Below are 17,945 nucleotides of genomic sequence, written 5' to 3'. Positions count from 1 at the left end.
TCGCACCATGGTGCGGACAGCGCGCCGCCTTAGCTCAGATGGCCAGAGCAACGCACTCGTAATGCGTAGGTCTCGGGTTCGAATCCCGAAGGCGGCTCTGTGGAAGCCCTGGGACTCACTCGCCGTGACCTGGGGCTTTTGCTTTTAACGGATGCGGCGCCGCCGCTGGGCGCGTGCTGCTCGGCGGTCCACGGTCTCAGTTCTGGTCTCAGTTGTGGGTTCCGGGCCAGGCATGAAGTGGTCTCCCATGCGGCGCATCGCGTCCTTGGAGAGGTGTGATCTTCCCTTCACATAGCGGCGGGTCTGGCTGATCTGGGTGTGCCGGAGGATCTCCATGATGGTTGGCATGTCCACCCCGAGTTCGTTGAGGATCGTGCCGGCGGTGTGGCGGCTGCCGTCGTAGAGGCGGCGGTCGTCGATTCCGGCTTCCTTGAGTAGCTCTTTGAACTCCTCCCAGTCCTGGCGGGGGTCGAGGGGGCGGCCGTCCGGCCGTGTGAAGACCAGCTTGTGTTCCTCCCACGCGTCTCCGGCCGCGGTGCGCATCTCTTCTTGCCGGGCTTGGTGCTCGCGCAGGTAGGGGAGGAACGGCGGTGGAATGGGCACCGGGTTCTGGCTCTTCTTGGTCTTGGGCCGTGTGAAGGCCAGACCGCCGCCTTTCCGCTCGGGGCACACGCTCGCGTGCCTCGTGCAGTCCTTGAGACAGGGCTTGGGGCACCCGCGCTTGTACTTCTTGTGCGCCTTGCAGTCCGGCGGACACGGGTCGAAGCGGTGGAGCCGCTCTCCGCACGCGTGAGGGTCCTTGCAGCCGTGGCGCCACGTGAGCCGCTGGAGTTGCCATTGAGGGTGGAACAGCTCGTTGCCGAAGTCGACGTACGGCCACCGCAGGCCGAGCGTCTCACCCTGGCGGAAGCCCATGCCGACACCGACGCACCACCGCATGAAGGTAGGCCGCTTTGCCGCTGCTTCCAGGAAGGCTTTGGCTTCTTCCTTGGTGAAGGGGTTGGCCTCCGTCTCGTCAACGGTGGGCGGGTCCACCAGGGTGGCCACGTTCTCGACGATGAGCCGGCGGCGGTGGGCGATTTTCAGGGCGCGGGACAGGATGCGGTGCACCTTCAGCACGTGAGACGGTGCGTGTCCCTCGTCGAGCATGATGCGGTACATCCGCTCAAGGTGTTCCGGCTGGAGTTTGTCGATCCGGTGCTTGCCGATGCCGGGGATGATGTCGTTGCGGGTCTTGGACCAGTAGTCGTCCAGGGAACGGGGCTTGAGCTTCAGGGAAGCGATGTCGGTCAGGTACGTGGTCATCCACGTCTCCACGGTGGGCTTGCGGCCGGCCTTGGGTGCGCGCCCCTTGTCGCGGAGCGCCTCCAACTCGCGGACCTTGCGCTTCACTTCCCTTTCGGTCCGCGCCCTGCGGTGGCGGCGGTCGGGGCTGCCGTCGTCCTTGAGGCCCATGGTCACGCGGCCGTGCCACCAGCCGTCGCTGCCCTCGTAGATGGACGATTCCATGTTCGGGTTGCGGGGGCTCAATGTGCTCCTCCATGCGGGAGGCGGCCCCGGATGACTGGTCCGGGGCCGCCTCGGTGCGGGTGGGTCAGTTGGGCACGGCTTCGAGGCTGTTCACGTAGGCCTCAAGGTCGCTTCGGCGGATGCGGCGGGAACGGCCACGCTTGACGTACCTCAGAGATCCTTCGGCCATCAGCTCGTAGACGGTGGAGCGGCCGAATCGGAGGACGGTGGCGGCCTCCTTGGGGGTGTAGAGCAGCTGGTCGGGTGCCAGGGCGGTGGTCATCAGGTGTCTCTCCTCGGAGGTTGCTCGGGGTGCTCTGAGAAGTTGGGGCGATGATGGGTGCGGGTGCCTGCGTCTGTCCGAGGTTCGGATGTCTGCGTCATCGCGTCACGCCCGTCATTTGTGGCTCTGACCTGTGGTTATGCGGTGACGCGGGCAAGTCGGGGCGTGTCACAGGCCGGGGCGGGGTTCTGTCACGTGTGACACGGATGACGGGCCGTGACGCTGGGTTCGGCCGTCTGCGTCACGGTCGTAACCGCTGGTCAGCGCACGGATTCGGGTGGCTGGTGACGTGGGTGACGCAAGGTCTCTTCCCTTAGGAAAAAGGGGGGTGGTGTCTGTGGTGGTGCGCGGCTCAGAACGTGAATGCGGAGCCGCGCGGCGGCACGCCTATGCGGCGGCAAGCCGCCGGAACAACAAGAGGAGCACCGGGCGCCGTGCGGGGTGCTCCTCTTGTTTGTCCGGTCGGCGCGGTCAGAACGCCGGTTCCTGATGGTTGAGGGCGAGCGCGGCGGCGCGGGTCATTTCGATGTAGCGGGCGGCGCTGGTGCGTCCCCAGTCGATGAGGACGCCGCGTGCGGCGAGGGTCGGTTGGAGCCGCTTGAGGCGGTCGGAGAGGACCTTGCCGGTGGTGGGCCAGCCCTTGGGCAGGGGACGGCACTCCTCACCGCTGTAGAGGGTGGTGAGGAGGTGCAGCCACTCCGAGGACGCCATACGGACCTCCGCTCCCGCGTCGAGCCTGCCGGCGTGTTTCAGGACCGTCTGCGCGAGCAGGTCGCCTTCGATGACGTCGTCGTTGAGGTCGTCGAGGCTGGCCCGGTACGCGGCAAGGGAGTTGAAGCCGGTAGCCGCGTCGTGTTGGGCGCACAGGTGGGCGAAGTCGGCCATGCGCAGGTCGGTGGGGGTGTCCGCCTGCGCGGCCCGCACCTTCACTGTCAGGTCCAGCAGGGAGCCGAGAACGAAGGGGAGGATCTCGGCGTACTCGGCCCACAGTTCTGCCTCGGTGCGCCGCACCCGGGGGCGTACGAGGCGGAGCGGGAGGAGGCGTTCGGCGAGGTCGGGCCGGATGACGCCGACGTCGATACCGGTCAGGAGCATGGGGCGCCGGTAGCGGGAGCGGACGACGTCGCCGTCGGTGAACAGCGCGCGTTTGATGCTCTCGGCACCGGTGACGATGCAGCACATGAGGTCGGACAGGTCGGGGGGCAGGTGGGACAGGTTGTCCAGGGCGGTGACCCAGCCGGCAGCAACGGCCGTGATCATGTTCTCCTCGTCTTTGGGGGCGCGGCGCAGGTCGCCGCTCATCCCTTCGATGATCCGCACGAGCATGCGTCCGCCGGTGGACTTGCCCGCCCCTTGCGGGCCGGTGAGGAAGGGTGCAGGGACGGGGACAGAGGGTTCCAGGCAGCCGATCAGCCAGGCGATGGCCAGGCATTCGATTTCGGCGCCGGCGAAGTTGCACAACCGGAGCAGGAGGTCGATGCCCTTGCCATTGGTGTCTTTGGCGGGCAGGGGGAGTTCGCCGGTGAGCTGGGTGCGCCGCCAGCAGACTTCCTGCGGGTCGGGGGTGAGGATGTCCCAGCCGGTGGGGTGGATGCGGACGGACTTGCCGTCGGTCCGCCCGAGGTCGAGCCAGGTCGCGCCGTCGAATCCGGGGGCGACGCGGATGTGGGTGGGCTGTACGTCCTCGGTCAGGGCGAGTGCTTCGATCAAGTCCAGTGCCTCCTTGAGTGCCGTGCCGTTGAACACGCCGATGCCGTCCTTGTAGAGGCCGACCATGAGTTCCTGGCGGTGGCTGCCGGTGGTGCCCTGGGAGCGGATGGGCCGGGCGACGGGGTGGCCGTTGCGCTGGGCGTAGACGGTGCCGTCGATGGTGCGGAAGTACCGGAAATGCCGCTGCGCGTAGTCGGTGATGATCTGGCGGGCGGGAGTCTTCTCGTCCTCGGACACGGTCACATCCCCAGTGCGGTGCGGGCGTTGGTCCACGCGTCGGTGCAGTGCCGCACGGATTCGCCCTTGGCCTGCGCAGCGGTGAACAGCCGGGCGACGTGGGCGTCGGTGAGGCAGTCGCACCGGCCGTGGGTAGAGAGCACGGCGAGGAACATGCGGTACACCGTCGCGTGGATCTCGCCGCGCGCCTGCGTGATGCGCTGCTCGGCCATGGCAATGCCACGGTCGAGGTAGGCGGGTGTGCGGTGACGGCACTCTCCCTGCCCGCCCCTCAGAGTCGCTGTGAGCGTCTGTGACGGCCTGCGGGCCGGGATCGGCTCCTTTACCGCCAGGGCGCGTACAGCGTCCGGGAGCGCGGCCATGGTGCCGGTGCCAGGTCCAAGCCAACGGGCGTATGCCATAAGGGACTTGATGTCGACGCCGGGGCGTACGGCGTTGGCGGACTGCATGACGCCCTGGTAGATCCAGTGCTCACCCCGGGTGGTGCGCACGGTGCGGGTGGCGGGCAAGGTCGCACGGGCCCACGCGAGAGCTTCGGAGTTGTCGAGGTCGACGATGGTCAGGCCGGCGCCGCCCGGGTGGTAGGCGACGGCTGCCGCTTCCCGCCACACTCGCGCCCACGTCGGCGAGTTGATGACGTGGAGGTCGGTGGTAGCGGCGGCCCATCCGTGGCAGGGCACCGGGCAGGTGCAGGGGCCCGGGGCTTTCATGTTCGGCCGGCCACCGCACGCATTGTTGGCGCATGCCCGGCAGTTCCCGAATGGCACTTTCCCTGCTCGCAGGGGCAGCACCGGGACGCCGGCTGCCGCGATTTCGAGTGCGGTAGGTAGGTGCGCGGGTTGGTTCATGCTGCGCTCCGGTCGGTGAGGAGCATTTGGTGGTGGGTGGGGATGGCGCGGATGACGCGCTCGCGCCAGGCCAGGGCGTAGTCGATGCAGTTGGCGCAGTTCTTGTGCGTGTGGCCGGGCAGGGGCGGGCGGCGGCGGGCGTGGGAGCTCCAGGCGGCGGAGTCCGCGGAGGTGAGCAGGTGGCCGACGCGTTCTAGGCCGAGGATTTTGAAGCCGAAGCCGTGCAGGTTGAAGCCGTGTGCGGCCATGGCGGTGACGATGGCGGCGCCCTGGCGGGTGGACTGCAACCGGCATACCGAGCCGAGCCCGACGACCGGCTCACGCCGCAGGTCGACCCCCGCCTTCTCGTACAGCTCCACGCACCGCTCGTAGGCGGGGATGGTGTCCCCTTGAAGGACGGGGGCGATGCGCAGGTCCGGGGCCAGCGAGCGCAGTTCGAGGAAGTTGGCCACCGTGCGCTTTTGGTGTTCAGCAACGCTGAGGTGGGTGCCGACGAAGTACTGTCCGCCGAACCATCCGCCGTCGATGATCGCCTTTTCGCACATCCAGTCCTGCGGGGCGGCCCAGTCGTAGGGGCCGACGTGTTCCCAGATGCGGCGCAGGGAGTCGACGTACTGGCGGGGCGGACGCGTCCAGGTGCCCTTGTCCTTGAGCTCCATGAACCCGCCCGAGTCGACGGCGTAGGGCCCTTGAGCTTCGTCCCACTTGACGGCGCGGTCGAAGTGCTCGGACTTCAGGAACAGTGGCACGTCGGTCAGGCGCAGCCAGTGCCGCTTGTGAGTGGTCAGGTAGAACCGCATCCCGCTCGCGGCGGGAGCTCCGGCCAGCAGGGCTCGCGGGATGGAGACAGGTTGCGTCATGCTGGGAGACCTCCACAGGTCAGTTGGATGGCAGGTGGACAAGGGCGGCCCCGGATTCATTGGCGTGAGACGGGGGCCGCCCTTGGCGTAGCTAGCCGTGGAAGTGGTTGCGTTTGATCACGGCTTTACGGATGTTCACCGTGGTGCCGCCCTGGTGGCCGCTCGCGCTGAAGATCTGCACGGCGATCCATCCGCCGAAGATCACGGCGGCCAGGATGATCAGTTGGGTGATGAACGCGGTCAGGGCCGCGATGAATGAGGTGAGCAGCAGCAGCCCGCCGCACACTGCGAGGAAGCCGACGCCCCCGAGGGCGACGTTCACGGCCGTACGGGACACGACCGGTTTGACCGCGACCGGCTCCGGGCGGGCCGGCTCGATGGCGTATCCGGTGACGACACGACCGTCGGGCAGGACGATGCTCGCCACCGCCGGAACGTGCCCCGGCTGCACCGGCGCGACCGGCGCCGCGACGGTGACGGCGGGCGGGAGCGGGGTGGGTTGGTGGACTTCCACGGCCCGCTGTACGGGCACGCCGTGGGTGTGGTCGGGGTACATGCGGAATCCCTTCCGAACGTTGGTCAGGGAGGCAGCGGCACCCCCTTCGGGGTGCCGCGTGGAGGGGTGTTCGGGGGGTCTGACCTGCGTGCCTCCTGACTCCCTGCACGATCATTTGCGCAGGTCAGGGCCAGGGAGACGGGCCAGGGAAGCGTTCAGGGAGTTCTCCCTGCCTCCCTGACCCGTCGGGGGTCGGCTCCCTGTCATCCGTCGGCGGAAGCGGAACCGTCCGTGTCGCGGTTGGCGAGGGCGCGGGCAACCCGGTCACGGGCGACGACCATGACGCCGTCGGACTTGTACGGCTCGGCGCCGGCGTCGTCCAGGACGCGCTTGAGGTCGATGAACGACCAGCCGCCGTAGGCGTCCGCGTTCCGCGTGGCGAGCCGCGCCAACACGTCCTTCGTCCGCACGCGGGGCGCGTCGCCGACGACGGCGGCGATGTCGGCGAGCGGGTGGCGTTCCTCGCCCCGCTCGATGGCGTGCAGGGTGGTCACGCCGTCGCGTAGGGCCTTGGCCCGGTCGGTGATGGCCTCAGCTGCGTCGTCGTCGATGTAGTGCGTGCGCACCGTGATGGACGACTGTCCGGCCGGGATGGTGATCCCGTCGGAGGCAACGACCAGGGTTCCCCGGTCCAGACCCGGACGCAGCAGGTTCGGAGCCGCGCCCCCGTCGACAGCCTTGTCTCCCAGCGCCATCCGGGCCTGCGACTCGGTGCCTAGGGCGAGGGAAGCGCGGGTGTGGGCGCCCTCGCGGACCAGCTTGGGAAGGTTCTCGTTGGTCGGGTCCTGCGTGCCCTGCCACATCAGCACGTTCACGGCCCGCCCCTGGTTGTGGATCTTCCGGACGGCCATGAAGTACCGGGAGTTGGCCTTCGACCCGCCATAGGGCCGCTTGTCCTCGTCCTTGGCCGGACACATGAACGCCACCTGCGCTTCGTCGACCAGCACGATCAGCGGCGGGAACACGGTGCCGGGCGGCGCCTGGATACGACGGTTCATCTCGTCCACCGCGCCCTCGACCATCTCGGTCACCTGGATCACGTGCTCATCCGTCGGACCCTGGATCAGGGTCGTGGCGAGCCCGTCGAACATGGCCCAGTCGCCCACGCCCTTGAGGTCACCCATGAGGAACTGCACCGACTTGTCCAGCGACAGCCACAGGGCCAGGGAGCGCAGGGCCACGGTCTTGCCCTGGTTCGACAGGCCCGTGATGAGCAGGTGGCGCTGATACAGGCTCAAGCTCGCAGCGTCCCCGCGCAGGTCCTGCCCCCAGGGCGCCTTGCCCTTGGCGTAGTCGGCGGTCATCGCGTCTTCGGTGACCAGCGGAGACGGGCCGATCGGCTCATCCAGCGCGCCCGAGTCGGCGACCCACAGCCGCACCGTCCGCGCGGCCTGCGGGATCGTGATGAACACCTCGTGCTCGTGCCGGGTCAGGTTCTCGGCAAGCTTCCTGCGCTTGTTTTGGACCTCATTGGTGGACACCCCGGACGGAAGGGTCACGTCGACCTCGACACCGCATCCAGCGATGGTGATCGGCCCGAGCATGCTCGCGCCGGCGTCGCCCATCTCCTTGATGGCGCGGGCCAGGGCAGGGACTCCGAGGTCACGCAGGGCCTTGACCACGATGGACGGCGTGATCGGCTCACCCTCGCCGTTGCGGACGTTGGCGGGCAGTGCCCAGTTCGGGGCGGCCTGCTGCTTGCGGCCGACGGACCACAGGGCCAGCAAGGCGAGGAAAGGGCCGATCGTGAGCGCCGGACCCCACACGACCTGAACGATCCGGATCAGAAGGGCGATGAAGTCGATGGTGGCCGTGAGCGGGGTGACCACGTCCCCGACGTGGCCCGTGTTGAGAGCCATGACGACGCCAAGGGCGACCAGGACACCGACGCTCATGCCGGCGCCGACAGCCACGCCCTTCGCGGCCTCCACGGGTGAGTGCAGGAGGTCCATGCGGCGGTGATGGCGGGCGGCGCGGAAGCGCTGCAACCGCTCCTCCCACTCTTCGGCCGCTTCCAGGTTCCCCGCGGCTTCCGCCGCCCGGATCATCCGCTCATAACGCGAGCCGGTACGGCCGTCCCAGGCCCGACGGGCCAAGATCCGGCCGCCGTTGAAGGTGTAGAGGCTGTGCCGGGCCACCGCGCGGACGGTGGCCCTGGTCGTTTTGTGGGTGGCGGCGGTTTTCACGGTGCGTCCGGAGCGCACCCACAACGGCACGGGCCGGGCCGGCGGCGCGTCCGGCACGACGGTGAGCACGGTGGGGGCGGTGTCGGGGGCCGGGGGGTCGGTGGGCTTGTGGAGGTGGACGACGTTCTCAGACATGCTGGAAGTGCTCCTGACTGCCCCTTCGGGGGCGGGAGTAAGGGAGATGGCCGGGGTGGCCGGGTCCGTGGCAGGGGCGGCCACCCCGGGCAGCACAGACGTGCGGGTGAGCCTCAGCCAGCGGGCTGTGCGCCGGCGGGCGCGGTCACCACCAGCGGGATTTTTTGGGCACGAGGCAGGGGCAGCCGTTGACCATGTGGTCCACGCACTGCGGGCAGTCCTCGCGCGGCTTGAACTTGCGGTGAACGCGCCGGTCGTGGGCGTGTTGCCAGCACTGCGGGCACTCGCCAGGAGGCGTGTCCTTGCCGGGCATGGTCACCACCACCCCGACGACCTCTTGGCCGCCTTGTCGCGGGCGGCCTCGGTCGTGAGGCGCTGCCGTTCGGCGTGCAGCGCGGTGAGTTCCGCGTTCAGCCGCATCTCGGCGGCGTTGCCGGTGGTGTCCATCTGCTGCTCGTCACGGCCCGCGCTACGGCCCCGGGCCACCTTGTAGGCGCCGCCGGCCAGGGCACGGGCCATCGCTCGGCGCTCACTGCCGTTCAGCGGCCACCACTCACCCCGGCGGACCGCTTCCAGCTTCTTCGTCATCGTCTGGATCGCGCGGTCCAGGCGGCGGATATCGGCGTTGCGCATGGTCAGACGCTCCTCGAAGAGTGGGCGGGGTCGGGGTAGGCGCAGGGCACGCAGGTGCCGAGCGAGGTTGGGGATGACGTAGCCCGCATCCGTCCGGCAGGCGGGGCAGATGCGGCGGGCGGCGCTCGCTTTCGCCAGCGCCGCCCACCGGCCCGGGGTCATCGGCCGAGGTCGATGCGGTAGAGGTAGGCGACCAGCGGTTCCCAGCGGCGGCGTGGCCGTTCGAGGTGCGCGGCCACGTCCTGACCGCCGGGCCGCAGACCGCGCGCCCTGAGTTGGCGGCGGGTGGCGTAGCCGTCCGGGGCCAGGCGCCACCGGAACACCGGTAGCGCGCCCATCAGGCGACACGCTTCCAGGCGGCCCGTAAGCGGACCTCGGATGCGGAGTGGCCGGCCGCGCGGAAGCGGGCCGCCATCTCGCGGTACGACAGGGCCGGGGTCTGGCTGTGACGGATGTCGTCGACCAGTACGTCAAGCGCGTCGTCGGTGAGGGCGGATACGGCTTCCAGAGCGGGTGCTCCGGTCGGCTCACTCGGGCCCCACACCGGCAGTTCCCAGCGGGCCGTGACGCCGGGTGTGACGGGGCTCGTCACGCTGGTCAGCGCCCTGCCGGTCTCCTCGCCCTGCCGGGCCGTTTCCAGCGTCGACCACGCCTGAGAGAGCGTCTGCGCGGTCTTGGCCTGGACGTGGGCGACGCGGGCGCCGGCGTCCGTCACGGCCGTCAGCCGGGTCTCCTCGGTGGCCGCTTCCGCCCGCAGCCGGGCGCGGGCAACGGCCGCCAGATCGCGGGCTTCCTGCTGGATGCCCCGGATGGCGTCCAGCGCGTTCGGGGTAAGCGCGGTCCGCTCCCACATCGAGTGGACCAGCCACAGTGCCTTGGCCGCGATGGGCAGCCATGCCACGGCCAGCCACGCACCGGCAGAGTCCTCGGCGGTGAGCGCGTGGGCGACCAGGACACCGGCGGCGATGAGGCCGAATGACCAGCCGACGGCGGTCACGGTGCGGTTGTGGTCGCCCTGGGCGGCGAGGCGGCGTTCGTAGGCGAGGGTGGCCAGCCATCCGCCGTCGATGCCCAGACCGACGACCACGGCCACCGGCCACGGCACGGCCGTGCTCAGCCACATCACGACCACGGCCAGGGTCAGGACCATGGATACGGCGGTCATCGCGACGGCCGGAAGAACGGTCTTGGCGCTCATGCGGTGGCCCCTTCCTGCTCGCGCACGTCCACGGCCGCGATCAGGACGACCGGCGTGCTGTCGTCGTCGTGCTTCTGGCTGTCTTCGATCCAGGACCACTCCGCACCGGGCGCGACCTCGTAACCGAGGGAGGCCAGCGCCTCCCGACGCTGCGCTCCGGTGGGCACCGGGCCGAACTCCCACCGCACGGTGGGCCACTCGGTCTCGCCGTACAGGACGACGTACAGGCGCCACGGCCCGCCGTTGCTCGCCATCTGCGCGGTCAGCGTGTTCACAGCGCGCCTCCCGCCGTGATCAGCGCGGCGAGGATGAGCAGGGCGCCGCCGGTCAGGGTGAGGTCGACCGCGCGGCGCAGGCACGTGAACTTGGCGACCGCGAGCTGGGACAGTCCGGCGATATCGGCGGACAGATCACGGGCGACGGAGGCGCCGATCTCGTCAGCGGTGAGCGTGGCCCACAGGGGGAAGCCGTGCCGGCCGCCAAGGTTCGGACGCACCGACCGCAGCAGCAGACCGGCCGCCACCAGCAACAGCGCCAGCCCGGGAGCTCCCGCGACGACGGCGGGCACGGTCAGGGTCAGGTCGCGGGCGACCGTCCAGGCACCGGCGAGCACCGCTCCGACGAAAGCCAGCAGCAACGCCGTCTTGGTGTCCGTCCGCGCAATCTCCGCCTTCACCTCAGCGTGGGCGGCGGCCAGGTTCCGGTCGGTGGCGCTCACGCGGCACCCCCGGGAAGGCTCTCACCGGCCGAGCGGTTGACCAGCGTGACCCGGGCGGCGAGCGCCCGGCGCCGGGCCCGGCGGATGCGCCGGGCATCCAGCTCGGTCGGGGTGCGGTCCAGAGTGATGATCTGTGCGTCCAACAGGTCGACGTCCGCCAGGATGACGGGCATCTCGCGCTCGATCGCGTCCAGTTCCGCGTTCGTCGGCTCCATGAAGTCGGCGAACGCGGTAACAGCGTCCTGAACAGTGACGATGTGCTTCATTGGGTCGTAGTTCCTCTCGCAGGGTGAACGGCCCGAACAGCACCCCCGGAGGGCCTAAGCTCCGGGGGTGCGCGCCGTTGCAGGGAAATCCACGCGTCATGCGCGGTGTGGCCGCTGGTCGGCGGCCGGAGTGCCCCGGACCGGACTCGAACCGGTCGATGCCTTCGGGGCCCGCGATCTTCGCCCTTGTGTCACCTGCGCGCGGATGGATCACGTGTCCCCCGTGAGGAAGGCATGGGAAAAGGTGCGTGCTCAGTCGCACAGACAGGGCCTACGGCTTATCGCTGTTGCCTGATCCCGGGCGACCAGAGGACGGGTCTTGTGACGCCCCTCCGCAGATCTCTTGCTCGGAGGCGCCGACGCGTCATGGCGCCGGGCAATCTCTTCAGTTTTCAAGGAACCAGCAGTTCAGGGCCCCATACGAAGCGAGCAATCCCGAACCGCACACGACCTGGAGGCAGCCCGAAGAGGACCCTTCCGGCCCGCAGTCCTAGGACTGTGAGCGGCCTGAGGAGAAGATGACACGCAGTCATGTGACTGTCAACAGTCCTAGGACTGTGTTTCACTGGTTCGCGTCGAAAGGAGTTCTGCGTGGCACCGAAGTGGCGCGACCTGGCGGACAGGTTCGCGGAGCAGATCAAGAGCGGTCAGTTGCCGCCGGGCGCCCATCTGCCCCAGATCAGAGAGCTAGTCGAGGCGGGGGAAGGTTCAAAGGAGACAGTCCACAAGGCCTACAAGGCTTTGGAGGCTGAAGGCCTTGTGACGTCGACGCGCGGACATGGCACCGTTGTGCGTCCGCGCGCTGCGCTCAAGCGGCTGGGTATCGCCCGGTACGACAAGGCGAAGTGGCGCGACGGTGACGAAGTTGCGTTCATCGCTGACCGCGTCGCATCGGGACGCGCGTACAAGCGCAACGAGCAGACGCAGACCGTGAGCCGCGTCGAGGCGGACAGCCTCGTAGCGGAGGGGCTGGGTGTCCCCGTCGGCTCCGAGGTGTACGCACGCGCCCGGCTCGTGAAGGAAGGGGTACAGCCGACTCATACCCTGACCAGCTATTACAGGCCGGAGCACGTCGAGGGGACACGCATCGTCGACCCCACCCCGGGCCCGGCCGGCCGTGGTGGCGGGTACCGGGTCCTTTACGACGCCGGATACGAGATCGACCACATGAGGGAGGCACTGTTCGCCCGCGTCCCGACGGCGGACGAGGTGCAGCTCCTACAACTCCCCGCCAGTGAGCCCGTAGTCGAGCTGCACCGGACCACGTACACCGCAGATGGCACGGTGGTTGAGTTCGCGGTGGGCATCCACGCGGCTTCTCGCTTCGCGTGGGAGTACGACTTCAAGGTTCCGGACTCGGCACAGGACAAGAAGGGGCAGGAATGATCTCGGCGCAGGCATGGGCGGATGCTCGACTCCTGTGGGACTACCACTTCATGCACCATGCCCCCCGGCCATGTTCCGTGGCTGTGGGGCTGGGCAGTCACGACCTTGGCGTGGCTGACGTGACAGCGGGGCTGTATCACCAGGGCATGGCGCCGGTCATCGTCTTCACCGGGGCCACCAGTCCCACGACCCGGCCGCGCATGCCGCGCGGAGAGGCTGTCCACTACCGAGAGCGAGCCTTGCAGCTTGGGGTGCCCAAGTCCGCAGTACTCCTGGAACCGCGGGCCACGAACACCGGCGAGAACATCGAGTTCACGAAAGCGGTGCTGGCAGAGGCCGACGTCAAGGTCTCGTCCGTCCTGCTCGTGAGCAAGCCATACGAAGAGCGGCGCTCGTACGCCATGATGCGGAAGATGTGGCCCGAGGTCGAAGTCGTATGTGCGTCCACACCAATGGGCTTGGAGGAGTACGCCGACTCGATCGGAGACGCGCGCATGGTGATCGACATGATCGTGGGCGCCCTGCAACGAGTGCTCGTCTTCCCGAGGTTGGGTCTGGCCATCGAGCAGGACGTACCAGACAGCGTTGTAGCCGCCTTTGAGCGGCTGTGCGTCGAAGGGTTCACTAGCCGACTCATGTGATGCCAGGGCGGGCAGCAGACCCATCCTGAGCTTCGTTCTGCACATTCCCTGCCTCCTCAAGCCCCGGCTGCGCTCCTGCCCTTCGCCCCCGCATTGCGCGTTGCGTCGACGCGTGCCCACATGTGGATAGGGCCGGTGGCCATGAGTCGATCACCGCAAAGCGCAGCAACGCTCAGAGCGACGCGTCCGGCGGGGGCGCCCAGGCTCCGAGGTGGACGGGGCGCCGTTCGCGAGTGCCGGCGGGGTAGCGGCGTGCGCGGGGAGCTCCCATCACGGTTACCGTCCACCCAGGCAAAGCCGAACACACGCAGTTGGTGTGTGGGTTGGCGGTAGATGGGCTGGGGGTCGGGGAAGGTGGGTGATGGGTCGAGGGCATGTGACCGCAAAAGATCACCGACGGGACGAGGAGGGTGAGCTATTTCGGCGACCGCCACCAACAGGCAGCGACTGGTGCCTAAGATCGGTTAGATAGCCCACAAGCGAGGAGTCTTTACAGATGAGCAGCGAGATTGCGGAATTGGCAAACGCAGCCGCCCCCCTGGCGATGGCAGCACTAGGAGCGTACGGAAGCGCCGTTCTGCTGCGCACCCAGGAGGAGGCAGCAACCTCCACCGTCAATGCTGGGCGTCGACTACTTCAGCGCGTATTTGGGGCTAGGGCTGATGATGAAGCAAATCCAGATCTCCTCGTTGACTTGCTCGAAGATCCCAACGACGCGGACAGTTTCGCTGCTCTGCGCCGAGAAATAAGGAAGGTCTTGGATACAGACGAAGAGCTAGTCACTTGGTTGCGCCAGCAGGTCGCCACTACCTCACAGTCCATCATTGCAAGTGGCGATCGCTCTATCGCCATGGGAACGAACAACGGTGTGGCAGCAACGGGCGACAATAATAAACTTCACGGGTAGCGCTTCATGCCACATAAACCAGACGCTAACCCACCGCACGCCTCAGGTGCACGCTCAGCAGCAGTGGGTTCAAACTTCGGTATCATCAATACAGGCGATCAGCCAGTATTCATGATGCAACCCTCCTCGCGACTATTGTCGCCAGATGAAGTTATCGTCACAAATCCCGTTACTAGGTTGCCCCGGCCAGGCACAGAAGTGTTCCTGGGGCGCGGTGACGTACTTCGCCATCTGCAAGAGGCGAGAAAGCAAGGGTCAACCAGACACGTTATCTTCGGCCTGGGCGGTGTCGGCAAGTCAGAGTTGGCTTTGCAGCATGCCGAGAGTCAGCAACAAGAATTGTCTCTAACCTGGTGGATCACTGCCGAGACCCCGGACCAAATCAGTTCGGGACTCTTGTCACTGACCAGCCGCTTGACCTCCACCCCAGTGAGTGCCCTGTCACTCGAAGATGCTGTCGACTGGTCGATTGAATGGCTGAACCAGAACCACGACTGGCTTCTCATCCTCGACAATGTCAGCGAACCTGCTCACGTAGTTAGCCTGTTGGGTAAGCTACATGGTCGCGGTCAGGTAGTTATTACTACACGACGTGATGTTCGCTGGCCTCGCCGAATAGACACTATTCGACTTCCCGTACTGTCGTCAGAAAAAGCAATCGAACTAATAGCTCAAATCGCCGACTTCAACAACGACGTCGACCTAACAGCAATTAGCAAGATAGCTGAGTTCCTTGGATTTCTTCCACTTGCCCTCGATCAAGCCGCCGCATACATGTTGCAGACCCAGATTTCTCCATCTCGATACATGGAGAAACTCCTGAAGAGTCCTGCTCAAATGCTTAATTCTGCAGCAGCAGGCGATAAGGAGCAAGAAGCCACTATTAAGGTTTGGAATATTACAATGGCTGCGCTGGCCGAGCGCAGCCAGGATGCCGTGGAATGCCTTTATATACTCGCTTTCTATGCACCCGACGATATACCGCGCGTGATCATAGAGGAGTTGAACGGTGATGACGATTTCGACGCTTACCTAGGATTGCTTGCTTCATTCAGCATGGTGACATTGACACCTGAAGCAGTGCACATCCATCGCCTCGTGCGAAATGTTCTAGTAATGGGCATGTTGTCGCACCCTGAGCTAGGGAAGTCTTTGCGCGACACCGCTTTTGACTGGATTTTTGCTCAAATAGTTCCGAATCCTGCAGATCACGTTGATAAATGGCCGCTGCTACGCAGACTGACGCCACATTTTATTTCCATAGCAAATTTCTACTCGCCAGAGGACTGGACGGAGGAATACGGTGCTGCATGCCATGCCTACGGTAATTTCGAGAGCATTCAGGGAAATTATCGAAGGGCGCTCCACTTCAGGAGGGTCGCCATGGATGTTGCAGTCTCACTGCTCGGCGAAAACAACCTAACGACTGTAGCCGCCATGAGTAATGCTGGGGCCTCATTTCGCGATGTTGGTGAAATTAGTAAGGCAATTGAACTCCAGGAACGTGCCCTGGATATGGCTGAGTCTTGTGGCGCTAGCAACGAAGAGTTGGCAGTCATGACTGGTCAACTAGGCCGCACTTACGGAATGGCCGGGGACGTACAAAAATCTCTGCTTCTCATCGAGAGATCTGTTTCGATGGCCGAGGAGACGTTCGGCCGCGAGCATCACGAGACGGCTCTCCGGTTGGCAGATTTGGGAAATCTTCATCTGTATCTAGATGAGTTCAGCAAGGCAATTCCATTGTTAGAGCGTGCGCTACGCATAGCAGAACGACAACTGGACCCGCGGCACCCTCTGGTCGCCATCCGTATGCGCGACGTCGCCAACGCTTATTACAAGAGTGGCGGCAACATCGTCAAGGCCGTTAAACTGGCAAAAGAAGCCTTGCCTATTTTCGAAGAAACCCTTGGTCCTGAACATGGCATCACCAGCGAGAGCGTCAAACTTCTTGCAGATATTTATCACTCTGCAGGACGGCACGATACTGCATTGCGCTTGGCCCAAAGGGCACTCTTGACCGCTAAGGACCTAAGCCCCCTGGAACTTAGTATGCGCCATGTTCAGATTGCCGTTCTGTTTACCCACGTCGGGCGGCATAGCGAAGCTATCAAGTCGATCGAGAAGGCGCGTGTCGACGGGATGGATGAGCTGAGTATTTCAGCACTTGAGGAATTGACGAAGACTATTAAGGGTAGGGTTCGCTGAGCCAATAGTCCCTGCCTAACTCGCTCCCTGGCGCCTTCCCTGCCCTATTCGTCCAGGGCGTCATGATCGAGCGATGGGTGAGTACGCCTGGCCCGGCAGCCCTAAAGGGCCGGCCGCGGACCTCGTACGGAAGAGTTGGGCGGCAACCGACGCGGCACCGCCTGTGGGGACGAGCATCACGGGAGAGGGGCACCGGTCGGGTGACGACAAGCAGTAATAGGTCAGCCACCCGCGCGTACGGTGGCTAGCCACCCCAGAGCCCCCACGAGACTGTCTCCCTCGAAGGGTTGCCCGTCAGGCAGTGGCTTCCTGCCAGTCGCTGTCTCTCCCTCGAGACTGCTCCCGCCTCGGCCGTTGATACCCGCCGACGTCAAGCGCCCCACCCCATGAGAACGGTGTCGGAAGGAGCACCCCTAGCTCTGCCCTCCCGAAGTCAGAAAACACACGTGATCCTCTAGCCGCCGAGCTTGACCAAAGAGCAAACTGTCACACATGCAATCAGAAGCATTCATCGCCGCACTGGGAATTGGCGGTACTTTGCTTGGAGCTCTCGGCGGTGCTGGCCTCTCTGCTTGGGCAACGCTTCGGCAGGTACGAGCCCAGGCTGTCGCGGAGCACGCTCACTGGCTGCGGGAACACCGCCAGAAGGCGTACACCGACCTACTTGTGGCCTGCGAGCACCTCATTGCCGAGGTCCAAGCGCCCATGGACGCTCGGCTCTCTGGTGACTATGCAAGCCTGGATTGGAGCGCGCTGTGGGCTCCTGCCGATGACGCGTGGCGGGAGGCGCGACGAACCGTACTCAACATCGCCGTTGCTGGCCCCCTGTCGATGCAGAAATGCGGTGAGGAATTGTTCTGGAAGGCCGCAGCTGTGATGGACGCTGTCCGATCGCCCCCCGCCGATGAGCCCGACCCGTTCATGGTCCTAGCTCACAGAAGAGACGCAAAAAGAGCCTTCGAAGCGCAGCAAATGCTCTTTGTCACAAAAGTTCAGGAGGCCCTTGAAGCCGATGCTCCTGCTCTTGTGCGCGCACCGACAGGGCGTAGGGCCTAAGGGCTATCGCGGCGCCACCCGGATTGCTGATCTCGAACTCATGAAGTCATTGCCGCGGTCCGCCAATAAGAGGCACGGCAGCGGAGTACGGCACGGTCGCGTCCAGTTACATCCTCGTGCTACCGGTATGACCGCAATCGAGCGGTCCGCATGGCGGGCGACACGCTCCTGGCTGCTGCCCGTTGGTGCGGGCCCTCGGACAACCCCTCCCTCGGAGGGCTGGGCCGTCTGTGGGCCGTCCGAGGGCGGCCAACACCGACAGATGACGACAGTCGACGACAGCCCTGTCCCTGCTCAGAGAGGGCACCGTGGGTGCTGGTGCAGCTGCTCATCCACGAAGGTGAGTTGAGGAACTCCAGAGCTACCGCAGTGCTCGGAGCTTCTTCGTGCTGACATCGAGATCAGGACGGTCTCAGTTGTGGTCTCTATACCCGCAGGTTCCGCTAGCGCCCGCGATCGTCCACTGAAGTCCGCCATCCCTGCTCACCAGGAACGGAGCCCGTCTGGCGGACATCGGTGGACACCCCCGCATCGAGATCGGACAACTCGTAATGCGTAGGTCTCGGGTTCGAATCCCGAAGGCGGCTCCACTGAAACCCCAGGTCGGA

At 66.0% G+C, this 17,945-nt stretch carries 17 protein-coding genes, 1 tRNA gene and 1 pseudogene; 5 read left to right on the top strand and 14 right to left on the bottom strand.

Going from position 1 to position 17,945, the window contains the following annotated elements; genetic code table 11:
- Positions 1 to 23: 23 nt before the first annotated feature.
- Positions 24 to 97 (top strand) — tRNA-Thr (locus tag K4G64_RS17610).
- A gap of 47 nt (positions 98 to 144) precedes the next feature.
- Here K4G64_RS17610 and K4G64_RS17605 read toward each other — a convergent pair.
- The 14 genes and pseudogenes from K4G64_RS17605 to K4G64_RS17545 all read right to left on the bottom strand — a co-directional run bounded on the left by K4G64_RS17605 (position 145) and on the right by K4G64_RS17545 (position 11,139).
- Positions 145 to 1,530: a tyrosine-type recombinase/integrase gene (locus K4G64_RS17605; RefSeq protein ID WP_221756988.1), complete on the bottom strand. Its 1,386-nt coding sequence runs from the start codon at positions 1,528 to 1,530 to the stop codon at positions 145 to 147.
- Between the two features lie 64 nt (positions 1,531 to 1,594).
- Positions 1,595 to 1,792, bottom strand: coding sequence for a helix-turn-helix domain-containing protein (locus tag K4G64_RS17600; protein WP_221756987.1), 198 nt, complete (start codon positions 1,790 to 1,792; stop codon positions 1,595 to 1,597).
- Between the two features lie 471 nt (positions 1,793 to 2,263).
- Positions 2,264 to 3,739, bottom strand: a complete 1,476-nt coding sequence (locus K4G64_RS17595) for an ATP-binding protein (RefSeq protein WP_221757003.1) — start codon at positions 3,737 to 3,739, stop codon at positions 2,264 to 2,266.
- A gap of 2 nt (positions 3,740 to 3,741) precedes the next feature.
- Positions 3,742 to 4,587: a bifunctional DNA primase/polymerase gene (locus K4G64_RS17590; protein ID WP_221756986.1), complete on the bottom strand. Its 846-nt coding sequence runs from the start codon at positions 4,585 to 4,587 to the stop codon at positions 3,742 to 3,744.
- A complete protein-coding gene (locus K4G64_RS17585) occupies positions 4,584 to 5,447 on the bottom strand; it encodes a hypothetical protein (protein ID WP_260460586.1) in 864 nt (287 codons plus the stop codon). Before K4G64_RS17585 ends, K4G64_RS17590 begins: the two co-directional genes overlap by 4 nt.
- Positions 5,448 to 5,538: 91 nt before the next feature.
- A complete protein-coding gene (locus K4G64_RS17580) occupies positions 5,539 to 6,003 on the bottom strand; it encodes a hypothetical protein (protein WP_221756985.1) in 465 nt (154 codons plus the stop codon).
- Between the two features lie 203 nt (positions 6,004 to 6,206).
- On the bottom strand, positions 6,207 to 8,324 hold the full coding sequence (locus tag K4G64_RS17575) for an FtsK/SpoIIIE domain-containing protein (RefSeq protein WP_221756984.1): 2,118 nt from the start codon (positions 8,322 to 8,324) through the stop codon (positions 6,207 to 6,209).
- Between the two features lie 145 nt (positions 8,325 to 8,469).
- Positions 8,470 to 8,637 (bottom strand): pRL2-8, encoded by a 168-nt coding sequence (locus K4G64_RS40200; protein ID WP_260460585.1) that lies wholly within the window; start codon positions 8,635 to 8,637, stop codon positions 8,470 to 8,472.
- Between the two features lie 2 nt (positions 8,638 to 8,639).
- Positions 8,640 to 8,957 (bottom strand): hypothetical protein, encoded by a 318-nt coding sequence (locus K4G64_RS17570; RefSeq protein WP_221756983.1) that lies wholly within the window; start codon positions 8,955 to 8,957, stop codon positions 8,640 to 8,642.
- A 2-nt stretch (positions 8,958 to 8,959) separates the two neighbouring features.
- A pseudogene (locus K4G64_RS17565) lies at positions 8,960 to 9,295 on the bottom strand (RRQRL motif-containing zinc-binding protein).
- Positions 9,295 to 10,155 carry a protein spdB gene (locus K4G64_RS17560; protein ID WP_221756982.1) on the bottom strand — a complete coding sequence of 287 codons (861 nt, stop codon included), beginning with the start codon at positions 10,153 to 10,155 and terminating at the stop codon, positions 9,295 to 9,297. The pseudogene K4G64_RS17565 and the gene K4G64_RS17560 overlap by 1 nt, the downstream one beginning before the upstream one ends.
- Positions 10,152 to 10,430, bottom strand: a complete 279-nt coding sequence (locus K4G64_RS17555; RefSeq protein ID WP_308122417.1) for a DUF6303 family protein — start codon at positions 10,428 to 10,430, stop codon at positions 10,152 to 10,154. Before K4G64_RS17555 ends, K4G64_RS17560 begins: the two co-directional genes overlap by 4 nt.
- Positions 10,427 to 10,873 (bottom strand): Pycsar system effector family protein, encoded by a 447-nt coding sequence (locus K4G64_RS17550; RefSeq protein WP_221756981.1) that lies wholly within the window; start codon positions 10,871 to 10,873, stop codon positions 10,427 to 10,429. The genes K4G64_RS17555 and K4G64_RS17550 overlap by 4 nt, the downstream gene beginning before the upstream one ends.
- On the bottom strand, positions 10,870 to 11,139 hold the full coding sequence (locus tag K4G64_RS17545) for a DUF6284 family protein (RefSeq protein WP_221756980.1): 270 nt from the start codon (positions 11,137 to 11,139) through the stop codon (positions 10,870 to 10,872). Before K4G64_RS17545 ends, K4G64_RS17550 begins: the two co-directional genes overlap by 4 nt.
- A gap of 591 nt (positions 11,140 to 11,730) precedes the next feature.
- Here K4G64_RS17545 and K4G64_RS17540 point away from each other — a divergent pair.
- From K4G64_RS17540 to K4G64_RS17525, 4 genes are all read left to right on the top strand, one after another.
- On the top strand, positions 11,731 to 12,525 hold the full coding sequence (locus K4G64_RS17540) for a GntR family transcriptional regulator (RefSeq protein WP_221756979.1): 795 nt from the start codon (positions 11,731 to 11,733) through the stop codon (positions 12,523 to 12,525).
- On the top strand, positions 12,522 to 13,166 hold the full coding sequence (locus K4G64_RS17535; RefSeq protein ID WP_221756978.1) for a YdcF family protein: 645 nt from the start codon (positions 12,522 to 12,524) through the stop codon (positions 13,164 to 13,166). The genes K4G64_RS17540 and K4G64_RS17535 overlap by 4 nt, the downstream gene beginning before the upstream one ends.
- Positions 13,167 to 13,662: 496 nt before the next feature.
- The gene (locus tag K4G64_RS17530; protein WP_221756977.1) at positions 13,663 to 14,073 is read left to right on the top strand and encodes a tRNA-dependent cyclodipeptide synthase; all 411 of its coding nucleotides are present in this window, start codon (positions 13,663 to 13,665) and stop codon (positions 14,071 to 14,073) included.
- 63 nt (positions 14,074 to 14,136) lie between these two features.
- On the top strand, positions 14,137 to 16,281 hold the full coding sequence (locus tag K4G64_RS17525) for a tetratricopeptide repeat protein (RefSeq protein WP_221756976.1): 2,145 nt from the start codon (positions 14,137 to 14,139) through the stop codon (positions 16,279 to 16,281).
- Positions 16,282 to 17,945 lie beyond the last annotated feature (1,664 nt).

The sequence above is a fragment of the Streptomyces sp. WAC04114 genome (genome assembly GCF_019733245.1).
GTDB classification, from domain to species: domain Bacteria; phylum Actinomycetota; class Actinomycetes; order Streptomycetales; family Streptomycetaceae; genus Streptomyces; species Streptomyces massasporeus_A.
Note: the sequence above shows the minus strand (reverse complement) of the source record. Positions and strands in the feature narration are given on the sequence as shown.

Excerpts from the sequence above, each read along its gene's own strand:
- K4G64_RS17600 (WP_221756987.1), bottom strand. The coding sequence starts at position 1,792 with ATGACCACCGCCCTGGCACCCGACCAGCTGCTCTACACCCCCAAGGAG.
- K4G64_RS17590 (WP_221756986.1), bottom strand. The coding sequence starts at position 4,587 with ATGAACCAACCCGCGCACCTACCTACCGCACTCGAAATCGCGGCAGCC.
- K4G64_RS17585 (WP_260460586.1), bottom strand. The coding sequence starts at position 5,447 with ATGACGCAACCTGTCTCCATCCCGCGAGCCCTGCTGGCCGGAGCTCCC.
- K4G64_RS17580 (WP_221756985.1), bottom strand. The coding sequence starts at position 6,003 with ATGTACCCCGACCACACCCACGGCGTGCCCGTACAGCGGGCCGTGGAA.
- K4G64_RS17575 (WP_221756984.1), bottom strand. The coding sequence starts at position 8,324 with ATGTCTGAGAACGTCGTCCACCTCCACAAGCCCACCGACCCCCCGGCC.
- K4G64_RS40200 (WP_260460585.1), bottom strand. The coding sequence starts at position 8,637 with ATGCCCGGCAAGGACACGCCTCCTGGCGAGTGCCCGCAGTGCTGGCAA.
- K4G64_RS17570 (WP_221756983.1), bottom strand. The coding sequence starts at position 8,957 with ATGCGCAACGCCGATATCCGCCGCCTGGACCGCGCGATCCAGACGATG.
- K4G64_RS17560 (WP_221756982.1), bottom strand. The coding sequence starts at position 10,155 with ATGAGCGCCAAGACCGTTCTTCCGGCCGTCGCGATGACCGCCGTATCC.
- K4G64_RS17545 (WP_221756980.1), bottom strand. The coding sequence starts at position 11,139 with ATGAAGCACATCGTCACTGTTCAGGACGCTGTTACCGCGTTCGCCGAC.
- K4G64_RS17535 (WP_221756978.1), top strand. The coding sequence starts at position 12,522 with ATGATCTCGGCGCAGGCATGGGCGGATGCTCGACTCCTGTGGGACTAC.
- K4G64_RS17530 (WP_221756977.1), top strand. The coding sequence starts at position 13,663 with ATGAGCAGCGAGATTGCGGAATTGGCAAACGCAGCCGCCCCCCTGGCG.